A 16,768-nucleotide genomic window follows, 5' to 3' on the forward strand; every position below is an offset into this window, starting at 1 on the left:
AGGTACTCAATACTTCCACCTCCTAGCAGTCATTGTATCATGACTGAGGCCAAACAGGAAAGACAAGTTGCATCTTTTTTATGTTAGAAAGCGCATGTTGTCGTCTTTGGTCGTCTTCAATGACCCATTCACCATGGTCCAGGAAACAACGTTTGGGCACAATCTGTTCAGGCGTGCTTTGTGACATTTCAACGTTTAACCATAGCTGGTGTTCCACCGCTTTCTCCACCATTTCACGCTTTGTCTTTTCATGATATTGCGTAAACTGTTTGGTCCACATTTGGGGGAGTTGTTTCCAAGCCGGTATGGCATCGGTCCATTCAGGGACTGTGCTTTCAACCTTCATTGTTTCGTGCTGCCTAGGGGTTAAGCGTAAAGCAGGGGACACCTGCGCCTGGTCTTCATGTTGATGTCCCTGATCTTTATGCAACACACTCACTTGCTTCTCTTGTAACAGTTCTAGTACCCGTTCCTCATGCTCGATCGGCACAGACAAATACTGTGCGCCAACGTCTTGGACCGGGATGTCGGCCTCTAATGCCCATTGTTTCATAGCTTTACGTAATGTCGTATCTTCTATGCGGATTAACGCCACATTCTGGACCACAACCTGTTGCTTTTTCTTTTTCCACTGTTGCAGCTGGTCTTTAAAAGCGTCTGGGACAGGTGTATGTGAAAGTTGTGCGATTTGGTCCAGCCACTCTTGCGGACGTCCTCCTCTTTCTATATCACGTAACACTTTATCCTCACTAAGGGTTAGGACGAGCATTTGATCCCACTGTACAATGTCGCAAAAAGCCGTCAATAACCATATATCCCCCAACTGACTATCCCCTGCACAGAACAACTCTAGGTCAGGTTGAATCCATAAGGTTGTAGGAGCATCCTCCCACCGTTGATTACGCCACACATGCTCACCTGTGTCCGTTACACCACTAACGAGACACCCTGTTTTGACGAGCGGATCAATTAACGCTAGGAGTTTGTCTTGCATGTCCTGGATATGAGGGATTTCGTATTGATCCTCCCACCTTTCCACGAAATCAAGTAACGCAACCCATTCTCCCTGCTCATCTGTACGCAAGTGCTGAAGGAGATCTTTCTGATACCTTTCTAACCAAGCTGTTTGAGGCTTGAACCCGTGCTGCCAATAGGATAAAAATGCCATCTGCATATCACGTGCGCCTCTATGAAGAAGCGTTTTCGCTCGTTGTTGATCATAACTGATATGTGTAGCATGCCAGTTTAAGAGACCCGTTTGTGTCATAAAATCAAGAAGCAAAGCAAGAGCAGGGCTGTATTCCCCCTCTACTTGTCCTTGTAATTGAAATAATTCAAATGTGAGATCTCTCGCTGCCATGTCTGTCATCGTCGTTTGCCACTGTCGTATATAGCGTTTATGAATACTACCTTTCTGTGTGAGAGGGATATGCGCTTCTCTACGCCATTCATCTAACAGGTAGAGGATGTCCTTATATAGAGGAGGGGAGGTCCGCTCTTCTTGTACAACCGGTGGTGTAGCGCCTTGAACCCCATCGTCACTGAACGCGTCTGGATTCACGCTGACTTGAGCTAAATAAATGTCATATAGGCTGGATTCAAGATCGAGGGGCAGTACATACGCCTCCTCCCCCCACTGTCTACGCAATGTATAGATGATCCCCTTCCGGCGTAGACCGGTTAAACCTAGGCGAAAATATGCGGATTTGTGTCCTGTCTTTTCATGTTCAATTTGGCGGTGGGTCAGAAAATCCTGTCCGACCTGAAACATAAAATAGTATAAGACTTGTTTTTCAACTTCGGACAGCTGGTTGTAGAGCGTCTGTAAAACGTCTCTTCGGATTAAGGTGTCCTGTAATAGCTTCCGCGTAGGGTCAGCGGGTGTCGTATGAGAGGTCTCCATATTTTTTGCGGCCACATGGTCATTCAATTGTGCATACTGTATCTCCCTTAGTATCGTCTGACAAACCTCTGGTGAGAGAGAAGGGAGAATATCATTAAGATTCAAATGTTGCAACGTGAGCGTCACCTCCATGTTGTTCCGCCGATGATTGCCATTCTAACCTGTTATAGCGATACCCCTGTTCCATCAAGAACAGCTGCCGTTTAGAAGCATATTCCTGATCTCTGGAGTCCTTGGTTACGATATGATAAAAATAAGCTTCATTGTCCTCTGACTTGGGTCGTAAAATCCGCCCTAAACGCTGGGCTTCTTCCTGTCGAGAGCCGTAGGTCCCTGATATCTGGATGGCAACCGCAGCGTCAGGCAAGTCAATAGCAAAATTGGCAACCTTAGACACGGCTAAAACAGGGATGTGGCCCTCCCGAAACTGTCGGTATAATTCATCCCGCTCTTCTTGTTTCATTTTGCCCGTAATAACAGGAATATTGAGTAACGTTCCCAGCGTCTCTAGTTGGTCAACATACTGACCGATAATTAACGTCGGAAGTTGGCGGTGTTGGTGAATAAGGTCTTGTACAACGGGGAGCTTGTTCGGGTTTTCCTGTGCGATCCGTGTTTGTTTACGTGGAGACGAGTGGAAGTAAGCCTCCTTAAATACTGGATCGAATTCGACCCTCACCTCCGTACAAGTGGCTTTAGCGATAAAGCCTTGTTCTTCCAAATGCTTCCAAGACACATCATATCGCTTGGGCCCGACTAAGCTGAAGACATCCTCTTCTCGGCCATCCTCACGTACAAGCGTCGCTGTTAAACCTAATCGACGAGTGGACTGAATAGCCGCAGTCGCTCTGAATATAGGCGCAGGGAGCAAGTGCACTTCATCATAGATGATGAGCCCCCAATTTTTTTGCTGGAAGACGCCCATATGGATAAAAGACTCTTCCGATTGGTACGTTAAAATTTGATACGTCGCGATGGTTACAGGCTTGATCTCTTTCACTGCTCCGGTGTATTCACCGACCTCTGCTTCGGTGAGTGTGGTTTTCTCCAAAAGTTCTCGTTTCCACTGCCGGACGGATGACGTGTTGGTGGTTAAAATTAATGTGGCCGACTGTAGACGCTCTATACAGCCGATACCGATGATGGTTTTACCTGCACCACAGGGTAAGACCAAGACACCGTGCCCGCCAAAGGCGTCCCCATCAGCAAAAAAAGCGTCCATGGCTTCCGTTTGATACGGTCGCCATGAGAAGGGTTCGCCATGCTCTAGCTTGTCCTGTACTTTTAGGGTGAGCTGTTCACCCTGAGCATAGCCCGCCACGTCCTTAACGGGGTAACCCAAACGCATACATTGCTGTTTCAGGTCTCCACGCTTCTCGCGTTTGACGACAACGCCCCATAAGGATGCTCCTTCTCCAGCATTTAATCTGGAAATAGATTCTCCATTAGACTCGCCCGTCGTCTGTGCTGACTCTTCTACCTTGATTTTTTCAATCGTTGGATGAAGGAAGTAAGATTGCATTGATGTGTAACCTATAAGCTCCTCCAACCATGCTCTTTCCTCGGCGACCAGTTGCAACTCCTGATGACTTTCCCTGAGGTACAGTCGCCCAAATTTGTTCATTGTTTGTTCTATGGTAGACTTAATCGTATAAGATATAGGGAACTTTGCATAGGATGTTAGAAATTGTAATACTTCAACGGCGGTATAACCGCTAGCTGCGGCGTTCCACAGAGACAAGGATGTCATCCTATACGTATGTATGTATTCTGGGCTCTTCACCAAATCGGCAAACCGTTGAAGCTCCCCACGTACGATCTCATACTGAGGATGCTGCACTTCAACGAAAATCGTTAAGTCGTTTTGTACCACGAGTGGATTTTCTGGAGAGTGTCGTTGCATGAGTAGCCATCTCCTCGTTCTATCGTTTTATGAAACTTCTAAGTGTCAGATGTCATCACCTTTGGACTACGGCTTCACTTTATATTGTAAACCTTAAAGAAAGGAGTGATACTATGGTCATGGAACATTATCCCGGCTTTATCCAAGACAAGTTGGAAACCATGAAAAAAAGCGGCGGTGTCGATGTGGTCAGTGACAATCAATATACTTACGTCCTTCTTGCATTAGGAGAAAGAAGAACGGGTGGGTATGACATTAAAGTCTTAGATGTCTCTGAAGCACAAGAGAATGGTCAGTCTTATATTCTCGTCAAAGCCAAAGAGATCGCCCCTGGACCTGGTGATATTGTCATCCAGGTGATTACTTACCCCGTCGCGGTTTATCGTATCCCTAAAACAGGACTACCGGTGAGAGTAAAGTGGGTCCGTCAGCATTAAATACTTTTTAAGTGAAGGCACTGAACATCAACTACCAGTGCCTTTTTTATTTTTATTGTTAGCTTTGTTCTTCCTACCTTTATGTTCATCTGACCACCACGCACATCTTAACATGACCTTCACTTTATCGTCTTGTCGCTTTGTTGTCATGTACACCTTATCGTCATTGAATGCCTCACAGTCATATACACCTTACCATTAAATCACAAGACGGCATGATGTCAAAATATCTTTGCTGAGACATAGAAAAATAGAGACCATGGCCTCTATTCCTCTACTTCTAGTGTCTTGAACGTTGGATATATTTTTTAATGAGGGGGAGGAACTCATCTGTCGGAATCGCAAAGCCCATATTCTGAAATGATGGGATAATGACAGCATTAATGCCTATGACTTTACCTTGGGCGTTAAACAATGGTCCCCCGCTATTACCAGGGTTCAGCGCGGTATCCGTCTGTAGTACCACAGAATACTCATGCTCCTCTGTGGAGATATTACGGTTTTTTCCACTTAAAACGCCAGTTGTCAGCGTGTATTCAAATCCAAATGGATTTCCAATGGCGAAAACCTTATCCCCTATTGTGACGCTCTTTGAGGTCGCAAACTGGACAGCTCTTAACGCTTTCTGTGGTTGGATGCGAACGATCGCCACATCCTTGGTTGGTTCGGCCCATACAACTTTACCCTGGTACACACTTCGTTCCGTCCCTAATTTAATTCTAACGGTATCTAATTGCTCCACGACATGGTGACATGTCAGGATGAGCCCCTTTGGATGCACGACAACACCACTGCCGTAGCTCATCTTTTTTTCTTCTGTATGAGATGGGGGCCCAAACGGTTGAAACATCCTACGGCCTCTCGTATGTGTTTTTCCCCTTACACCTTCAATCGATACAACACTTTTTTTGAGTAATTGATATAACCTCGGTAGTTTTGAACTCAAATAGCAACCTCTCCTTAAACTGCTATCTGCGGGGATGATGATGGTTTATGTGATCGGAATGGAAAGGTATTTGCTTCGGCTGGTATAGATGTGACGTAGGAGGATATGGGAATGATCTGTGTGCACGGTGATGCTGCTTGTATCCCCTGTGGTTCGCTTGCTGTATGATGCTGTTGATTTGATATACGATTTTGTTAATCTCAGATAGCTGTAATTTTAATTTATTCACGTCAATGCGTTTTGACATCCACTCGATGGTGTCAAGAAGAGAACCCATTGGTGGCTGGTGAGGGGAGTGAGAAGTCGCTCTACTGCTTCTCTTCTTTTGTTCCTCGCCTTGCCGATTCTTAGTCCGATATATGCCTGGTTTAGCAGCTTTTTGTCGACGTTTCCGAGCGGTATGAAATTTTTTTTCCTCCTGTTGTTGTAGCAGATCATGATTGATCCAAATCTTTGAATGACTCATGTGCTTCCCTCCTCCAAGACAGGGTGATCACGATATCATTTATCTCTACTTTATCTTATGGAACCTCGAATCAACATGTTCCATAAACTATATAGATCTCATCTACTTTGAAGGGAGAAATTATGCAATGAAGGTCATTGCCCATCGAGGATCATCTCAACTCGCACCAGAAAATACCTTACCAGCCATAAGTAGAGCCATCCGAGATGGTGCGGATGCCGTAGAGATAGATGTTCAGCTGACAAAAGATCATGAGTGTATTGTCTTTCACGATGAATGGTTAAATAGAACCACGAACGGTAAGGGATTCATATGTGATACCCCCTATGGTCACATTCGAACGCTAGACGCTGGTTCATGGTTTTCCAAGCGATTCAGGGAGACACGGGTGCCTTCTCTAGACCAAGTGCTTAGTCTAGTCAGCCGACATCCCGTTGAATTGCATATCGAGTTAAAGAATAATCTCATTGTCTATAAGGGATTGGAAGAAAAGGTGATCGACTTGGTTCAGCAGTATCAAATGGAGGATCAAGTGGTGATCTCTTCTTTCCGCCGAGAAAGTTTAGAAAAATGCTTGGCTCTCGCGCCGAATATCCGCAGGGGGTACTTATGTTGGAGCACCACCCGACCCCTGTTTGCACATTATGAGTGGCGCCATCTACAGCTGTATTCTGTCCATCCCCATGTGTCTCTGATGGATACTTCCCTCATGAGGTTACAACGATTGGGGTACCGCATCTTTCCTTATCCAGTTGACCGCAAACGATTTCTACGCCAATGTATCACACTTGGAGTGGATGGTCTCTTCACAAACTCACCTAAGAAGGTGAAGCAAATGATTAAAAATCATAATGCGTCATGACTCATGTTATGATAAAAATAATATAGCAAGGAAAAACGTCCGCTCATAAGACAGAACCACAGCTACAACGGAGAGAAAGGGGATGATGACGACGTTAGTCTCGGCTATTGTTATAACGGCACTTTTTTTATATTTTTTTATCTGGTCTCTAAAATGGAGAAAACAACAAATCACCAAGTGGGAGAATATTGGGCAAGTAGATGTGGAAGAAAAGATTGAGGCGATTGTCACGCACGTGTTTACGCAAAACAAACGCTTTTATTTGTCGTACTGGTACAAAGAGATTGATTTGAATGTGTACGTCATTGGGAAAAGAAAAAAAATGAAGATTCTATATCAAAAGCCCCTACGAGAGGGGCATGTCTTTCCGTCTGTTCATAAACAGGACAAGCTACTGTTACGTGGCAAACAGCGTGGTGAAATCTTCTACGCTCAGGATATACAAAAACTTGAGGCAGGTTAGGTCCGTCATTCATTCAGTCACGAAATTCTGTGTGTAATATTTCTGGACAACACCAACACCTAGGGATTCAAAGCTTTCTTTCAGCAGGTTCTCACGATGGCCTAAACTATTGACCCATCCTTCAAGAGCATCGACACCGTCGACGTAATTCCAGGCAATATTCTCTCCAGCAAGACGATGTGCCACTTCGTTTTCTTGTAATCGTTGTTGTAGGTCCCCATGCTTTGGAGAAACATGGTCGAAAAAGTCTTCGATATACATATCCGAGCTATGACCTTTTGCCACTAGAGACACTTCGTCATGCCATGTCAGCATTGGTAACTGATGTCGATGTCTAAAAACATTGGTCACATCAAATATTTGGCGTTCGTACGCCGTTTCGATGTTCTGCCATGTTTCCTCATCGATGTCTGGTGGCGTAGGAAGTTGACCGGTATAAGTAAGAGAATAAGGACGGTGGCGCAGGAGTACTTCTTGCGTCATCAATCTTATCCCTGATATGCGATTTTCATCATGTATATCTATGTATACTTGAATCGCCATATCATCTATTAGTCGTAAGGGTTTCTGCTCAAATTCTTCATCCGTTAACTCAAAAGAAAAGAAACCTAAATCATGGTTGAAAGATGTGCGTTTTTTAAAGCTCTTGAGATCATCACTTTCCATGGGCATACCTGGTCTCAAACCTTTCCATGACCATTGTGTGCCATTTGAATATAACGTCACGAGTGTATCGTCTTCAAACCCTAACTGGATATAAGCGTCAGGATCTTGGTTATAAACCCACCAATTATACCCGTACGCACTTGGTTCCTGACGATCTGGCGAACCTAAAACCTGTTCAACTTCTGTCTTACCCATGCCCATGTGAATTTGTGCATCTTCCCCTATGAACAGTGTAGTATCTATATGATCTGAGTTGTCAGGTGACGTCTGTTCCTGATGCCCCCATTCATCATCCTGTTCACGCTCATCTTCATTAAGCGGGTTACTCAGCTGTTCTTCAAGCGCGGATTCATCAGTATCTTGGAGGGTATAAATGACCCCTTCAACCTTCATAACCACTTGCTGCGCCCATTCACTCCAACCGAACACCCACATATGGAACAATGCGCAAAACATAAACCCGATAAAGAAACCCTTGATTCTACTCATGTGACGTTTACCTCCTTCCCCTATTCCCATTTTATCCGTTCTAACGGAACTTAGACATTTAAAAAAGAAGCCTGTTTGACCAAGCTTCTTCAAAAAATTAATTTAATTGGAATGTGTGATGGTTGTTCCTTAAAAAGGGTAATCCTAGTACGACTCTCTTAATGCGAAGCTGGATGATGTCCATCTCTTTCAGCAGATATATCTTCTAATGCGTGTTCCGCTTCATGCTCATACTCATGTCTGATGGCCAGGTCTCGAAGTGCCACAATGCCCACCAACTTCGTGCCTTCAACGATCGGGAGACGACGAATCTGATGTTGGGCCATCATCTCTGCCGCTTCGTCTACCGTCGTATCAGGGGTGGCTGTGACCACATCAGAGGACATCACTTCCGTAATTCGTGTTGAACCTGGACGCTTTTCAGCCATCGCTCGAACGATTAAATCACGGTCTGTGACCATACCGATTAAATGATCGTCGGATACAACCGGAATTGCCCCCACGTCCCATGCTTTCATTTTTACAGCTGCTTCATAGATATTGTCTTCGGCAATGCAGCTTTTCACTTCTTTGGTCATGATATCATTAAGTGTTTGCACCATAAAACCTCCTTCTGGTGAGTTGTACAGTTTTTAACATGCCCTATCGTGATCACCCGCATGCATTAACGAGAGATAAACATTTGGGTCCAATAGTGTCTTCCCTGTCCACCCTGAGCATAGCCTACCCCGATATGCGTGAACTGTGGGTTAAGGATGTTTTCTCTATGTCCCTGACTTTTCATCCATCCTTGAACAACTTCATTCGCGGTTCGTTGCCCCATAGCAATGTTTTCTCCGGCTGAACGATAGGAGATATTATAGTTCCTCAGCATATTAAATGGAGAACCGTAGGTAGGAGAAGTGTGTGAGAAGTAATTTCTATCTCTCATATCCTGAGATTTATGACGCGCCACACGTGACACTTGCCAATCGGCCCTCAGGGGTTGTAGCCCCCGTTTCTCCCTTTCTTGGTTACACAGCTGTATGACCCTGTGTTCAAGTCTTTTTAATTCATCAATGACTGGGATGTTGACCCTTTGACCTGGATAAATGAGATCTGGATTTTCAATTTGATCATTCGCTTCAATAATCTCGCTTAACCCAATTTGGTAGCGTTGCGATATTTTCCATAACGTATCTCCAGGCTGGACGATATAAGTATCGCTTCCCTGCGCTGAGGCTTGGCCCTGTAAGGTTAGCATGATGGTTAACGCTAGTAAGAACGCTAAATGTTTTTTGTTCAAACAGACACCTCCTTTGTTGTTAGAATGTGTCTGATGAACACCTTATTTACAAGGGAATATATGGCAATCCACTTTTCAAAATGAGAGGCGGCGGCGTTTCTTACTCTCATTTGCAACTTTTCTCATTTCATACTATCATTAAATCTTGAAATGGTATGGACAAAGGAGGATATCCAAGTGAAGATTGAAGAAACAGGCTTAGAGGGAAAAGAAGTCACGGTCCATGATTTTGACCATGCGGCTGATGATCTTGGGTTTGTACGTTGGGCATGGGATTATAAGCGTGCCACTTATGATTTCAAATACGAAGACAAGAAACAAGGCGAAATTTATTATTTACGTGTGCCTGCAACATCGATTAAAGGAGAAATCGAAGAAGAAGGCTCCGACAGCGTCTTGAAAATCGGGACACCTTATATTGGGCGTCATACTTATCCACATGGACTTGATTATGAGTACAATTTTCCTAAAAAAATCTTAGATGATGCGAAGAAGAGACTAGAGAACCTGTCCTCACATTTTTAAGGCTTGGGCTCTATCTCAAATGTTGGGTAAGGAGGGGCAAGCTCCGTATTCCCATGATACTGACAACAACACCTTTCACGTTTTACGATGAGGAAACGTGCTTTCGGCCGCTCCGTGCTTAAAGCCCAGTGAATTGTTTTTACGCAAAATAAAAAGGAATCATGTTTCCCTTACTGTGACATGATTCCTTTTTTGGATGAGTGGCTATATGGCGCATGTTAATCAATTTATTTATTATATCGCTTTCAAGGAATCTTAAGCAAATGAGGACAATGCCTGCCCTGGTGTGACAGCTGAACTTGTCTGTGTTTTAACCTCTTGTTGTTTCAAATCTACACCGTCAACGCGTACATTGACCGCTTTGACTTCAATGCCAGTCATATTTTCTATCGACTTTTTTACATTGAACTGGACTTGTTTACATACTTCATCAATTTTTTGCCCGAACTGCACGACTACTCTGACGTCAATCGTGGCTTCATCATCTTCAATGATGACCTGTACGCCACGTTGTACTTGTTTGCCACTCACCCGCTTTGTGATTCCCTCTGCGATGCCGGCAGACATGCCACTTACACCTTCCGTTTCTAACGTGGCGATGCTAGAAATGACTGCAACGACATCATCAGCAATCCGAATCATCCCATTTTCCATCCATTCGCTCATGCTGCTCCACTTCCTTTCATTTCATACTTCTATTGTATGACGACTCATCACCATTCACAACGCCTTCATACGCAAACTGACTAAAAAATATTGGTATGCCCAATCATTCGACAAAGAACGTTAAAACCCTTGTTGATTTGACAATTTTTTTAATTTTCTTCCCCTGTGTACATTGTTTGAGAATAATCGTGCGAAAGACTAGCAGAAAAGTGTTTAATTTAATATAATTTAGTTGAGTGATTGTTGTGAAAGGAGATTTCCATTGCTTAACGTTCTCACACCTAAACGCGTGATTATGACATTACTTTTCATTGGCATGGCGGCGGTTTTATACTTTTATCTACCTGTGTTTATGCCCTTGTTGTTGGCTTTTTTCACAGCGTTATTATTAGAGCCTCTCGTCCAATTATGCCAGAAAAAGATCAATTCAAAGCATCGTTTGCCATCAGTCATTATTGTGTTCTGTTTATTCTTAGCCATGGTCTCATCCTTGGTTTATTTAACGATCACAAAAATTATTAACGAAGCCATTAAATTTACCGACCGTTTGCCTTATTATATTTACGAAACAAATTATTATATAGGCGTGTGGCTCAGCAAACTAGAAATGGCTGTTGCCGACCTGCCAGATCCTATTATCGAAAGCGTGAATGCACAATTAAGTGATGTGTCCTCTCGAGGCAGTGAATTTGCGTCCAACACCATTGATACCCTAACGGATTGGGCTCAAGGGATTCCTAATCTTATTGTGGTGACGCTTGTGTACCTTATCACATTATTTCTCATCAGTATGGACCTCCCTGACCTGAAAGAACGTTTCTATAAACGTTTCAGTAAGGAGAATGAGGAAAAGGTGCGCTTCATGTCGGCGCGCTTAGGCCATGTTTTCGTTGGCTTTTTTAAAGCGCAGTTTCTGGTCAGTATTGTGATTTTAATCGTTTCATATATTGGATTGTTGATGATTGAACCCGACAGCGCCTTAGTCATGGCCACCATTATATGGTTAATTGACTTTATTCCTATTATTGGCTCCATCGTCGTCTTAGCTCCGTGGGCGTTGTTTCATTTTATTACAGATGACCCAACGATGGGGGTTAAGCTACTTGTCTTAGCCGGCGTGCTTCTGACCTTACGCCGGACACTTGAGCCTATGATTATGGGGGAACAAATTGGGCTTTCTGCCTTATCGACACTCATTGCTATATATCTAGGGCTTTACTTCTTTGGCATCCTCGGTTTGATTATCGGTCCATTATTTATTATCGCCTTCAAATCAGCCATGGAAGCTGGTATTATCAAATCTGACTTTAAAATCTAATCATTATTTTAAGATATCACTTGATTGAGTCAAGTTGAGGATATTTTCATCACCTTTCGGAAAGAGTAATAAAAAAATGAAAGGGTGATGATCAATGTCTCAGAGATCGCCAATGAATGGGCAACGTAGTGACTCCCTCCAGCAACGCAAATCAGAAAAGAACAATACAGGAAAGTCATTGGGCTCACGTGACGACAAGAAGTTAAATGGCCCTAACAGACCTTCAACCTAGGATCAACCAAGGATACTAACAAAAGTTAATGCTAACGCTTCTAAGTAAACATTTACGAACTTAACGCTAGCTCACACTAGTCAGCTAACAAAGACAGAAAACAAACGTGAAAAGAGGGCATCCGACGCCTTATTCGGATCCCCTCTTTTTTTATGTTATAACTGACCACTTATTCTATACCAGTTGAGGGCCAGAACTTCCCTTAGCGTATAGCGTACTCTTAGAGCACTGTTTTGATAAAGGATACTTTCCTTCACGCCAGAAGCATGAACCTCAACGGGCAAGTCCTGTGCCACTAGCTTTGCCCGCTTCACATGGAAGACATCTGTGACGATCAAAACAGAGGACCATTCGTTTTCCTCCATCAACTCATAGCTGTAAGCTAGATTCTGGGCTGTATTCTTAGCTCGATCTTCTAGGATAATGGCCTCTCGAGGTACATCATGCTCAACTAATATGTTTTGCATGGCTTCGGCTTCTGTTGGTGGGTGTTCTCCTAATCCCCCGCTGACGATGATATAGGGAGCAAAGCCCTGTTTGTATAATTCAGCTGCATGCTGCGTTCGGGACACCAAAGCCGGGCTAGGTCCGCCCTCCCACACACCCGCTCCAAGCACGAGTATCACGTCTGTTTTGACCGGTGACGCCTCCTCACCCGTACGCAGTATATCCTGATACTGCACAACGATGACCAGCGTGATGACAATTATCAAGAGTAATATGGTACATACCATGATGAGCGGCCGGTTCATGGTAGTCTCTCCAACGCTTCTTTGGCTTTTTGCTCATCCTCTGCCTTCACTTTTAATTCAGCGGTTAAATCCTTTTTATTGTAGATAAGATGTTGTAACGGGGAACCGCGCTGAAGTGTGACCCGCACAGGGATATGCAAGGCTTGTAACTGGTATGAACATTGCTGTACCACTTTATGTTCATCCACACAAACGGTGACCCAACCTTCTTGGTTCCCACGCATATAACGACTCAATATTAAAACCAACACGATGAAACCTACTAAAGCAAGGGTATTCAGCACATTCACTCCGCACGACTCCTCTATGCTACTTGTTAAAAGGCCTCTTTCCGCCTATTTAGATTCTAAATCAATGAGTAGATCACCTGTCTTGATCTGATCGCTTTCCTTCACTAGGATACGTGCCACAACACCATCTCTTGGCGCTTGGACTGTGGTTTCCATCTTCATAGCTTCGTTGATCATTAATGGATCACCTTTTTTAACCTCTTCTCCTTCTCGTACAAGGATCTTCAATACTGTTCCGGGCATACTTGCACCGATATGGTTTTCATTGGTCCGATCCGCTTTCTCTATCGTCTGAATATCCTCCTGTGCGTTGATGTCTGGGACCACTACCTCTCTCGGCTGTCCATTCAGCTCGAAATAGATGGCTCTTGTCCCGTCTGGCATCAGTTCTCCCACAGAGACCAGTTTAATCATCAGGGTTTTACCTTGCTCTATTTCAACGGCCACTTCTTCTCCGTATTTCAAACCGTAGAAAAACGTCGGTGTGTCTAATACTGACAAGTCATTGTACTGTTGACGATGAACCTCAAACTCCTCAAACACCTGTGGGTATAAGCAATATGAAAGCACTTGATCGTGACTAAACTCACGCTCAAATTTTTCTTCTAATTGTTGCTTCACTTGTTTGAAGTCAATCGGTTCCATTAACTCACCAGGGCGGCAGGTAATCGCTTCTTTGCCCTTAAGAATGATCTGTTGTAGTTTTTGCGGGAACCCTTGGTAAGGTTGTCCAATGTATCCTTGGAAAAACTCTACGACGGAGTCAGGGAAATCTAAGCGCTCTCCTTGCTCATAAACGTCTTGCTCTGTCAGGTTATTTTGGACCATAAACAGGGCCATGTCACCCACCACTTTTGATGAAGGCGTCACTTTCACGATGTCGCCAAACATCATATTCACTTGATGATACATCTCTTTTACTTCTTCCCAACGGTCACCTAATCCTACAGCCTTGGCCTGTTGTTGTAAATTCGTATATTGACCGCCAGGCATCTCATGCTGATAAACCTCAGAACTACTTGCGGATAATCCGGCCTCAAAGCCCTGGTAAAACTCACGCACATCTTCCCAATAGTGACTGAGCTTCTCAAGTTCAACAATGTCAAGCTCTGATTCTCGTTCTTGGCCTTCTAATGCCGCAACTAACGCGTTCATGCTTGGTTGAGAAGTCAACCCAGACATCGCACTAATCGAGACATCCACGATATCTACACCAGCTTCCGCAGCCTTCAAATACATGGCTACGCCGTTTCCACTCGTATCGTGAGTATGCAAGTGAATCGGAATATCGACGGCATCTTTGAGGGCAGATATGAGATCATAGGCAGCATACGGTTTCAAGAGTCCCGCCATATCTTTAACGGCAAGGATATGCGCCCCTGCTTTCTCAAGTTCCTGAGCCATCTTGACATAATATTGACGATCATATTTGCTGCGGGCAGCATCATGGATGTCACCTGTATAGCACAGTGTCGCCTCAGCAATTTTACCGGTACGGCCAACCGCGTCAATGGCCAACTGCATGCCTTCTAGCCAGTTCAAGCTATCAAAGATACGGAAGACATCTATACCCTGAGCGGCTGATTCCTGTACGAATGATTCGATAACATTATCAGGGTAATTCTTGTACCCCACACCGTTCGCCCCGCGTAACAGCATTTGAAATAGCACGTTAGGCACTTTTTCCCGAAGGGCTCTCAAGCGCTCCCACGGGTCTTCTTTCAAGAAGCGCATACTGACGTCAAACGTTGCGCCTCCCCACATCTCTAATGAGAATAAAGAAGAAGCAAGCTTTCCTGTCGCCTCAGCCACATTGAGCATGTCATGCGTACGGAAGCGAGTCGCATACAAAGACTGATGAGCATCGCGGAACGTTGTATCCGTCAAGAGTAAGGAGGACTGCTCCTTCACCCACTTCGCTAATCCTTCAGGACCTTCGTTGTCTAATATTTGCTTTGTCCCTGAAGGGTACGGTTGCTTGTAGGACGTCACAGGCATCCTTGGTTTATTAAAATCTGGCTTACCATGAGCCTGCTCTAATCCTGGATACCCGTTAATCGTAGTATGTCCAATGTACTGTAGCAGCTTGGTCCCTCTGTCTTTACGCTGTTTGAACTGGAATAGCTCAGTTGTTTGATCGACAAAAGAGGTATCGTATTCCCCGTTTAAGAATGAAGGATGTTGAATCACATTTTCTAAAAATGGTATATTCGTCTTCACCCCACGGATGCGGAATTCTTTTAGGTTTCGGTACATTTTCAATGCCGCTTGTTCATACGACACCGCCCAAGTTGAAATCTTAACCAGCATGGAGTCGTAATGAGGTGATATCACAGCGCCAGCAAAGCCGTTTCCAGCGTCCAACCGCGTGCCAAATCCCCCACCTGTACGATAGGCAAGAATTTTACCAGTATCAGGCATGAACTGCTGAGCGGGGTCCTCCGTCGTTACACGACACTGGATCGCATAACCGCTCATCTTTATATCTTCTTGCTTCGGTACATTGACGGGTGCGTCATGTAGTTTATGTCCGCTAGCGATTAAAATCTGAGTCTGTACGATATCGATCCCGACAATCATTTCTGTAATGGTATGCTCAACTTGTACTCGCGGGTTGACCTCTATGAAGTAAAATTCATTACCCGTCACTAAGAACTCTACTGTTCCCGCATTGAGATAGTTAATGTTCTTCATCAGACCCACGGCTGCATCACATATTTGCTCCCGTAACACGGGATCTAAAGACATACTAGGCGCCACTTCGACAACCTTTTGATATCGACGTTGAACAGAACAGTCCCGTTCATATAAATGAACAATCTGACCTGTAGCGTCACCAAAGATTTGCACTTCTATATGTTTAGGATTTTCAATATATTTCTCTACGTATACTTCAGCATTACCAAACGCTGCTCGCGCTTCTGACTTAGCACGCTGAAATGCATCCTCCACTTCTTCGCGGGAACGCACGATTCTCATCCCACGTCCACCACCACCAGAAGCGGCTTTAATAATAAACGGATAACCATATTCTTTTCCGAATAATAGTACTTCCTGCAGACTTGTGACGGGATCCTCTGTCCCAGGGATGACAGGTAGTCCTGCATCAATAGCCTGTTTTCTCGCTTGTACTTTATCTCCAAACATTTGTAGATGCTCAACTTTTGGTCCGATAAAGGTGATGCCCTCTTCATCACAACGACGAGCAAACGCTTCATTCTCTGACAGGAATCCATAACCCGGATGTATCGCTTCTACATCGTTGCGTTTAGCCACTTCAATAATCGATTCAATATCGAGATAAGCTTCTATAGGACCTTTACCCTGTCCCACTAGATATGCTTCATCCGCCTTGAAACGGTGTAAACTTGTCGCATCTTCCTCGGAATAAATGGCCACTGTCCTTATGTTAAGTTCTGTACAGGCCCGAAAGATACGTATTGCAATTTCTCCCCTGTTTGCTACGAGTACTTTAGAGAACGTATGAATGTTTTGCACATTTCTCCCCTCCTAATAAAATTCCTTTTTTTCTGTTTTCTATATTTTGATAGATTATAACACAATG

Annotated in this window: 16 protein-coding genes; 5 read left to right on the forward strand and 11 right to left on the reverse strand. The window is 44.2% G+C overall.

The annotated features are described in order from the left end of the window. Nucleotides 1–37: 37 nt before the first annotated feature. Together JKM87_RS14060 and JKM87_RS14065 are read right to left on the reverse strand one after the other, a co-directional pair. Entirely contained in the window at nt 38–2,035 is a 1,998-nt protein-coding gene (locus JKM87_RS14060; RefSeq protein WP_202081010.1) for a hypothetical protein, read from the reverse strand. Further along, nucleotides 1,998–3,806, reverse strand: coding sequence for a DNA repair helicase XPB (locus JKM87_RS14065; protein ID WP_202081011.1), 1,809 nt, complete (start codon nt 3,804–3,806; stop codon nt 1,998–2,000). Before JKM87_RS14065 ends, JKM87_RS14060 begins: the two co-directional genes overlap by 38 nt. Before the next feature lie 113 nt (nt 3,807–3,919). On the opposite strand from JKM87_RS14065, the gene JKM87_RS14070 reads away from it, so the two are divergent. Beyond that, on the forward strand, nt 3,920–4,243 hold the full coding sequence (locus tag JKM87_RS14070) for a protease complex subunit PrcB family protein (RefSeq protein ID WP_202081012.1): 324 nt from the start codon (nt 3,920–3,922) through the stop codon (nt 4,241–4,243). Nucleotides 4,244–4,523: 280 nt separating this feature from the next. On the opposite strand, the gene JKM87_RS14075 is transcribed toward JKM87_RS14070, so the two are convergent. Together JKM87_RS14075 and JKM87_RS14080 are read right to left on the reverse strand one after the other, a co-directional pair. Further along, nucleotides 4,524–5,189, reverse strand: a complete 666-nt coding sequence (locus JKM87_RS14075; protein WP_202081013.1) for a S1C family serine protease — start codon at nt 5,187–5,189, stop codon at nt 4,524–4,526. 22 nt (nt 5,190–5,211) lie between these two features. Continuing rightward, nucleotides 5,212–5,655: a hypothetical protein gene (locus JKM87_RS14080; protein WP_202081014.1), complete on the reverse strand. Its 444-nt coding sequence runs from the start codon at nt 5,653–5,655 to the stop codon at nt 5,212–5,214. Nucleotides 5,656–5,782: 127 nt separating this feature from the next. On the opposite strand from JKM87_RS14080, the gene JKM87_RS14085 reads away from it, so the two are divergent. Continuing rightward, nucleotides 5,783–6,517, forward strand: a complete 735-nt coding sequence (locus JKM87_RS14085; protein ID WP_202081015.1) for a glycerophosphodiester phosphodiesterase — start codon at nt 5,783–5,785, stop codon at nt 6,515–6,517. Nucleotides 6,518–6,602: 85 nt separating this feature from the next. After that, nucleotides 6,603–6,980 carry a hypothetical protein gene (locus tag JKM87_RS14090; protein WP_202081016.1) on the forward strand — a complete coding sequence of 126 codons (378 nt, stop codon included), beginning with the start codon at nt 6,603–6,605 and terminating at the stop codon, nt 6,978–6,980. Between the two features lie 9 nt (nt 6,981–6,989). Here JKM87_RS14090 and JKM87_RS14095 read toward each other — a convergent pair whose 3' ends face one another. From JKM87_RS14095 to safA, 3 genes are all read right to left on the reverse strand, one after another. Further along, nucleotides 6,990–8,135 (reverse strand): CAP domain-containing protein, encoded by a 1,146-nt coding sequence (locus tag JKM87_RS14095; RefSeq protein WP_202081017.1) that lies wholly within the window; start codon nt 8,133–8,135, stop codon nt 6,990–6,992. Nucleotides 8,136–8,293: 158 nt separating this feature from the next. Beyond that, nucleotides 8,294–8,734 (reverse strand): CBS domain-containing protein, encoded by a 441-nt coding sequence (locus JKM87_RS14100; protein WP_202081018.1) that lies wholly within the window; start codon nt 8,732–8,734, stop codon nt 8,294–8,296. A 65-nt stretch (nt 8,735–8,799) separates the two neighbouring features. Next, the gene (gene safA / locus JKM87_RS14105) at nt 8,800–9,378 is read right to left on the reverse strand and encodes a SafA/ExsA family spore coat assembly protein (protein WP_202081099.1); all 579 of its coding nucleotides are present in this window, start codon (nt 9,376–9,378) and stop codon (nt 8,800–8,802) included. A gap of 219 nt (nt 9,379–9,597) precedes the next feature. On the opposite strand from safA, the gene JKM87_RS14110 reads away from it, so the two are divergent. Then, a complete protein-coding gene (locus JKM87_RS14110) occupies nt 9,598–9,945 on the forward strand; it encodes a YugN family protein (RefSeq protein ID WP_202081019.1) in 348 nt (115 codons plus the stop codon). A 255-nt stretch (nt 9,946–10,200) separates the two neighbouring features. On the opposite strand, the gene JKM87_RS14115 is transcribed toward JKM87_RS14110, so the two are convergent. Continuing rightward, nucleotides 10,201–10,611, reverse strand: coding sequence for an Asp23/Gls24 family envelope stress response protein (locus JKM87_RS14115; RefSeq protein ID WP_202081020.1), 411 nt, complete (start codon nt 10,609–10,611; stop codon nt 10,201–10,203). A gap of 262 nt (nt 10,612–10,873) precedes the next feature. Here JKM87_RS14115 and ytvI point away from each other — a divergent pair, with 262 nt between their 5' ends. After that, nucleotides 10,874–11,929 (forward strand): sporulation integral membrane protein YtvI, encoded by a 1,056-nt coding sequence (ytvI, locus tag JKM87_RS14120; RefSeq protein WP_236838842.1) that lies wholly within the window; start codon nt 10,874–10,876, stop codon nt 11,927–11,929. 387 nt (nt 11,930–12,316) lie between these two features. On the opposite strand, the gene JKM87_RS14125 is transcribed toward ytvI, so the two are convergent. Genes JKM87_RS14125 through pyc form a run of 3 tightly spaced genes read right to left on the reverse strand, consistent with a single transcriptional unit; the run spans nt 12,317 to nt 16,692 of the window. Next, entirely contained in the window at nt 12,317–12,913 is a 597-nt protein-coding gene (locus JKM87_RS14125; protein WP_202081021.1) for a YdcF family protein, read from the reverse strand. Then, on the reverse strand, nt 12,910–13,203 hold the full coding sequence (locus JKM87_RS14130) for a hypothetical protein (protein ID WP_202081022.1): 294 nt from the start codon (nt 13,201–13,203) through the stop codon (nt 12,910–12,912). Before JKM87_RS14130 ends, JKM87_RS14125 begins: the two co-directional genes overlap by 4 nt. 45 nt (nt 13,204–13,248) lie before the next feature. Beyond that, nucleotides 13,249–16,692, reverse strand: coding sequence for a pyruvate carboxylase (gene pyc / locus JKM87_RS14135; RefSeq protein ID WP_202081101.1), 3,444 nt, complete (start codon nt 16,690–16,692; stop codon nt 13,249–13,251). Nucleotides 16,693–16,768 lie beyond the last annotated feature (76 nt).

The sequence above is a fragment of the Caldalkalibacillus salinus genome, assembly GCF_016745835.1.
Lineage (GTDB): Bacteria > Bacillota > Bacilli > Caldalkalibacillales > JCM-10596 > Caldalkalibacillus_A > Caldalkalibacillus_A salinus.